The 6,005-nt window shown below is 77.3% G+C and carries 4 protein-coding genes and 2 pseudogenes; all 6 read left to right on the top strand.

The window, feature by feature from the left end:
• On the top strand, nucleotides 1-770 hold a 770-nt coding region (locus MXD60_RS28430; RefSeq protein ID WP_248822775.1), incomplete at its 5' end, for a PASTA domain-containing protein.
• A gap of 197 nt (nucleotides 771-967) precedes the next feature.
• Nucleotides 968-1,432, top strand: a complete 465-nt coding sequence (locus MXD60_RS28425; RefSeq protein ID WP_248822774.1) for an Lrp/AsnC family transcriptional regulator — start codon at nucleotides 968-970, stop codon at nucleotides 1,430-1,432.
• A 191-nt stretch (nucleotides 1,433-1,623) separates the two neighbouring features.
• Nucleotides 1,624-2,643, top strand: a complete 1,020-nt coding sequence (locus MXD60_RS28420; RefSeq protein ID WP_248822773.1) for a small ribosomal subunit Rsm22 family protein — start codon at nucleotides 1,624-1,626, stop codon at nucleotides 2,641-2,643.
• A 275-nt stretch (nucleotides 2,644-2,918) separates the two neighbouring features.
• A pseudogene (locus tag MXD60_RS30570) lies at nucleotides 2,919-3,824 on the top strand (glycosyltransferase family 39 protein); the annotation flags it as partial.
• A 693-nt stretch (nucleotides 3,825-4,517) separates the two neighbouring features.
• The gene (locus MXD60_RS30565; protein WP_518468863.1) at nucleotides 4,518-5,279 is read left to right on the top strand and encodes a DUF7846 domain-containing protein; all 762 of its coding nucleotides are present in this window, start codon (nucleotides 4,518-4,520) and stop codon (nucleotides 5,277-5,279) included.
• A 534-nt stretch (nucleotides 5,280-5,813) separates the two neighbouring features.
• A pseudogene (locus MXD60_RS28410) lies at nucleotides 5,814-6,005 on the top strand (hypothetical protein); the annotation flags it as partial.

Raw genomic sequence — 6,005 nt, 5'->3', positions numbered from 1 at the left:
CCCCGGGCCGCCGCCCCCCCCCCCCCCCGCCGGCCCGCCCGCGACCGACCGGGACCGCTCGCGCGGACGCCGCCGCCGGACCCACCGTCACGAGCTCGGCCGCGCGGAGCCCGACGACCCCGGCGGCGGCCAGCGACCGCGCGACGATACCCACGGTGGTCGGGCGCGACGTCGAGGCGGCCGAGGCGGCCGTGCGCGCGGCCGGTTTCACCGCCGTCCGCCGGGCCTACCGCGGGGATGCGAGCGCCCGCGGCACCGTCCTGGTCGTCGATCCCACCGCGGGCACCTCCGCGGCGCGTGCGGGCGCCACCGTGACGCTGACGGTCTCCGCCGGCCCCACGACCGTCACCGTTCCCGCGGTGGTCGGGCGGCGCGGGGCGGACGCGGAGGCGACGCTGCGGGCCGCGGGCCTGACGGTGCGCCGGCAGGCGGACACGGGGGTGACCCTCGCCGCGGCGGGCACCGTCGAGGGGGTGTCGCCGCCGACGGGTTCCCGCGTGGCGGCTGGCTCGTCGGTGACCATCATCGTCGTCGCCGACCCGGTGATGGTGCCCGATCTGCGGGGTCGCCCGGTCGGCGACGCCGAGAGCACGCTGTCCGGGCTGGGGCTCACCGTCGCCCGGCGTCTCCGGTCCGGTGCCGGCGCCGCGCCGGGCACCGTGCTCGACCAGCTTCCCCCCAGCGGTGGCGCCGACCGTGGCGACACGGTCACTCTGGTGGTCGCGCAGGATGTCGCCGGTCCCTCGGCGGGAACGGTTACCGCGAACTGAGCGTCGCGCCCGCGAACGGCTCGGAGTCGGCCGACAGCTTTTTGTGCACAGTGCGGAGCGCCGGCGTTTCACCTGGTCGCACCGGGTACCTGATGCCGGATCCATACCAACTGTCCGAGTTGTTGCGCGATATCCGATAGATGCGGATAATCCACGGGGCGGACCTGTCAACCCCCCGACGGCAAGGAGAAACCGGCTTGGACGAGCTCGATCGCGCCTTGTTACGCCTGTTGCAGCAGAATGGCCGGCGCACCAACCGAGATCTCGCCCTGGCCACGCACGTCGTGCCATCGACCTCGCTGCAACGGGTGCGTTCCCTGGTCGAACGCGGCATCATCAGCGGCTTTCGCGCCGAGGTCGATCTTGCCGCCATCGGCCGCCCTGTCCAGGCGCTGGTATCGGTGCGGGTACGCCCGCCCACCCGGCAGGTGATCGACGAGTTCCGGGCCTGGGCGAGCGGCCTCGTCGAAACCGTCAGCATCTTCTCCACCACCGGCGACTTCGACTTCCTGCTGCACGTCGCGGTGCCCGACAACGGCGGCCTGTACAGCCTGGTCATCGACCGCCTCACCGAACGTCCCGAGGTCTGCGAGGTGCGTACCAGCCTCGTGTTCGACCATCGGCGCTCCTCCGCGGTCGAACCGACCGCGACCGCCGAATAGGCGCGCGGCGGCCGCCCCGCACGGCCTCCTGCAGGGCCCATCCCTGGTCGGGGCTCCGCAGGAGGTCCTCACCGCGCCCCGCCGCGCCCCGCCGCGCCCCGCCGGCCCCACCGCGCCGGCCCCACCGCGCCGGCCCCACCGCGACCCGCCACCGGCCGATCACCGGTGAACCACCTGGTTACCCTGCTGGCGTGACCGCACCGCACCTCCTCGACCCCGCCGACCTGCTCAGGGCCGCCACCCCGGCCGCCTCCGTCCCGACCCGGGACCTCGCCCGCGCCTACCGCGAGCTCTCCGAGCTGTACCGCGGCGGCGGGGCCACCCCACCCGACGCGTCGCTCACCGAACGCCACGTGCGCGCGTATCTCGCCGCCCGGCTGCCCGCCACCCTCGCCGTCAGTCAGGCCGTGCTGGCCGAACTCGCCGCGCGCCGGCCGGACTGGCACCCCACGAGCCTGCTCGACCTCGGCGCCGGGCCCGGTCCGGCGTCCTGGGCCGCGCTCGCGGCGTTCCCGGGGATCTCCCGCGTCGACCTGGTCGAACGCTCGGCACTGATGATCGAGGCCGGCCGCCGGCTGGCCCGGGACCGCGCGCCGGCCGTGCTGGGCGCGGCCCGCTGGCACCACGCCGGCGCCGAGCACCCCCCCGAGGTCCGCGCCGACCTCACCCTCGCCGCCTACCTGCTCGGGGAACTGCCCGCCGACGCACGCGAGCGTGCCGTCGCGGCGTGGTGGCAGGTCACCGTCGGTGACCTGGTGATCATCGATGCGGGCACCCCGGCCGGGTACGCCAGGATCCTGGCCGCGCGCGGCGCCCTGCTCGCCGCCGGCGCGACGATCACCGCCCCGTGCCCGGCCGACGGCGACTGCCCGCTGCCGGCGGGGGACTGGTGCCATTTCGCCCGCCGCGTCGAACGCAGCGCGCTGCACCGGGCGCTCAAGGACGCCGACCGCGGCCACGAGGACGAGAAGTACGCCTACCTGGTCGCCTCCCGCCAGCCCCCCGCGCACGCCGCCGGCCGCGTGCTGCGCGCGCCGCAGGCCCGCTCCGGCCACGTCCGGCTGACCGTGTGCGGCGCCGACGGCCGCCGCGACCTCGTCGTCGCCCGCAGCCACGGCCAGGAGAACTACCGGTGGGCGAGGAACGCCCACTGGGGCGACGCTCTCCCGCCGTCGCTCGCCACGCCGCCGACCGCGTCCGGTGACGGGTAAGCCGGGCCGGGTCGCCGTCGCCGTTTCCGTCGCCGTGACCCCCGGCGCGGTCGCCCCGCGCGGCGGCTGACCCTTCCCGAGACGGCCCGGTCGTCGCCGCGTGGACGGGCACCTGCGACGATCTGCAGATACCCCCAGGGGGTACTCGGCACCGGCCGGTTCGGTCTACCGCGGCCGCGGCCCCGGTCCTTCGGCCGGCGCGGCGGGCGGCCCGGACAACCGGCACCAGCGGGGACCCCTGGGCGTGAACACCCCCAATCCCGCCCTCTACCCTGATGACGCACATACCGACCGTGAGCATGCGGTGCACGCCGCGGCTCGGTGTACATCGGGACGGTCTGGTCGCGGACGGTTCGGTCGGGAACGGGGCGGGGATGCGCGGCGGCGAACAAGCGCGGGTGCGGACAGCGCGTGCCAGCGAACAGTCCGCGGTGGCGACGCCGTCGCGCCCACCGGTACCCGCCGGCGGGTACGTACCCGCCCAGCGGGCGCTGCCCGTGCCCCGCCTGGTCCGCGCCCGCCCGCGGGCCGGCGGCGGACCGCTCGCGCGCCGGATCACCCGGCCGCGCTGGAGCGCGGGCTGGCTCGTCGCGGCCATCTGCGCCGCGTCGTTCACGGCGAGTCTCGTCCTACAGGCCACGCTCTACCGGTACGGATCGGGCGACGCCGACGAGGCCGCCTACGTCCTGCAGGCCCGGATGCTGCTGCGCGGCCACCTCACCCTCGACGCCGCCACCTGGGAGCCGTTCCTGCGGCCCTGGCTGACCGGCGAGCACGACGGCCGGCTGTTCACCAAGTACCTGCCGGGCTGGCCGGCGCTGCTCGCCGCGTCCCAGGCACTGTTCGCCACGATGGCCGTCGCGCCGGCCCTCGTCGCCGCCGGCTGGGTCGCCGGCACCTACCGGCTGGCCCGCGAGCTGTTCGACGACCCGGCGACCGCGGTCCTCGCGGCCGCGTTCGTTGCGCTCAGCCCCCTCGTCTGGCTGCACACCGCGCTACCCCTGGCGTACGCCTGCGGCGCGGCGACACTGACGCTCAGCGCCGCGGCGCTGCTGCGCGGGGCGCGCACCGGCGCCCACCGCAGCCTGCTCGCGGGCGGCGCGGGCGCCGGTTTCGCCCTGCTGCTGCGCCCGTTCGACGCGGTCCTCGTGCTCGCCGTCGTCGTCGGGTACGCGCTGCTCCGCACGCACGGCGAGGGCCGGGGACAGGTGGCGACGGTGGGCCGGCGAGCCGGCTGGGCGCTGCTCGGCGCCGCGCCGTTCGTCGCCGTGCTCGTCGCCTACTGCTGGTGGGTCACGGGCTCGCCGCTGCGGATGCCGCTGTCCGCCTCTGATCCGCTGGACCGGTTCGGGTTCGGCCCGCGCCGCATCCTGCCCTCGGAGCCGACGTTCGGCTTCGGTCGCCGGCTCGCCCTGCGCGCCGCGGTCGAGACCGCCGCGGCCGCGCCGGGCTGGCTGTTCGGCGGACCGCTGCTCGTCGCGCTGGCCGGGGTCGGCCTGCTGGGCCGCGTGCGACGTTCGGCGCGCCTGGCGTTGCTGGCGATGGTCGGCGCGATCGCCGGCGGTTACCTGTTCTGGTGGGGATCGGCGTTCGCCATGCCGGGCCTGCGCGACGGGCTCGGGCCGCACTACCACCTGGCGGCGCTGAGCCCCGTGCTGATCCTCGCCGCGGCGGGCGCCCGCTGGCTGTGGTCGGTGCCGAGGCTGGCGGGGCGGGCCGCCCTGGTGCGACCGGTGGCCGCCGGCGTCCTGGTGGTCGTCGCGGTCACGCTCACCGTCGCGTCGATGCCCCCGAGGCTGCGCGCCCAGCACCGGGTGAACGACAACGACGCGCTGCTCGCCGCCCTGCTGCCGGACCACCTGCCTGGACCATCCGTGGTCGTCGTCACCCCTGACACCCCGAGCCGCTACACCCAGGTGCCCTACCAGACGTTGCGCAACGGCCCGGACCCGCGGGCCCGGCTGCTCTACGCGGCGGACCTCGGCCCGCGCACGGCGCTGCTGCCCGACCGGATGCCCGGACGGGACCTCTACCGGCTGCGACCCGCCGAGATCGTGGACCCGGCAGCGTCGGCGAGCTACCGCGGATCGTTCACGGCCCTGCGCCAGGTCGCCGCCCGCCGGGTCCAGCTACGGGTGGGCGCCACGCTGCCCGTCGCCCCGCGGGCCCTGGCCGCGCCGGACAGTTCGGGCGCGGCCCAGGCGGGACCGGTCAACCAGGCGGGACCGGTCAACCAGGCGGGACCGGTCAACCAGGCGGGACCGGTCAACCAGGCGGGACCGGCCGAGCTGTACGTGCGCGTCGGGTCGGTGACGCGGACGTTCCCGCTGCCGCCCGGCGCCCCGGCGGGGGCGGCGACGACGGTGTGGCTGACGACGAACGAGCCGACGGGCGGGGAGATCTTCCTGGACCCCGCGGGGCCGCCGGGCGAGGTGGTGGTGGGCCTCGCGGTGCCCGGCCCGGCGGGCACCGCCCGGTGGGAGGAGCGCATCCCGTTCGCCCACCGGGCCGGCACGGGCGCCCTGACCCTGCTGACCCCCGGTCTCGGCTGGCGCGAGGTGCCCTCCCGCCCCGGCGAGGGCTGGCTGCCGGCCACGGTCCGCCCGACGCTCCAGGTCACGACCACCGCCGCCTGACGTCCCGCCACCGACCGCCACCATCGCCGGCCGGGCCGGCGATGGTGGTCACGCGGTCGTGTGGAACTCTCGGCCGCCGCAGCGACGGGCGGCACCCCGCGGCGGACGCACGGGCAGGCGCACCGGTGTCGCCGTGCTGCCGGACGTGGCCCGAACGGGCCGGTCGCCCGGTACCCCGAACCGGCCGATCCGACCGGGGCGATACTCATCGCGGCCACCACCTTCGTCGGACTCGCGAGAGTGACCACGGCCGCCCGGGGACCCGCGGGGGACTGCCGGCGGCGGCGTCGCCGCGGCGCCGTCGCGGGGCCGTGCCCGCCGGGACGGGTCTGTCCGCAGCCTCGTCACCTGCGGCGATGGACCTGATGGGGGCGCGGCACAGGCCGGGGGACAGGCCGCCGGGGGCCCGGCCGTACCGGCTGGACCGGGCCGCGCGCCGCCCCCGGCGGGGGACCCTCGGACCGTTCGTGCCGCCGGCCCGGCCGGTGGTCGCGACCTGTACCGCGGTGGCCCGGACCCATACGGTTGATCACCGTGCGGTCTATCTGGGCGGCTATAGCCGCAATTGTCCTGTCGGCAGGGATCATCGCCGGGGGCAGCGAGTCCGGCCACCCCACCGCGGCTGCCACCCCGGTGGCCGCGGGCGCCCGCGGGCCGCCGGCGGCCCGCGGGGCGGCGGGCGCTCGCGCCGCCCCGGCCGCCCCCCCCCCCCCCCCCGCGCCGCCG

Origin of the sequence: Frankia sp. AgB32 (genome assembly GCF_023243045.1) — a bacterium.
GTDB lineage: Bacteria > Actinomycetota > Actinomycetes > Frankiales > Frankiaceae > Frankia.
The sequence above is the reverse complement of the archived record's forward strand: the minus strand, read 5'-3'. Positions and strand labels throughout refer to the sequence as shown.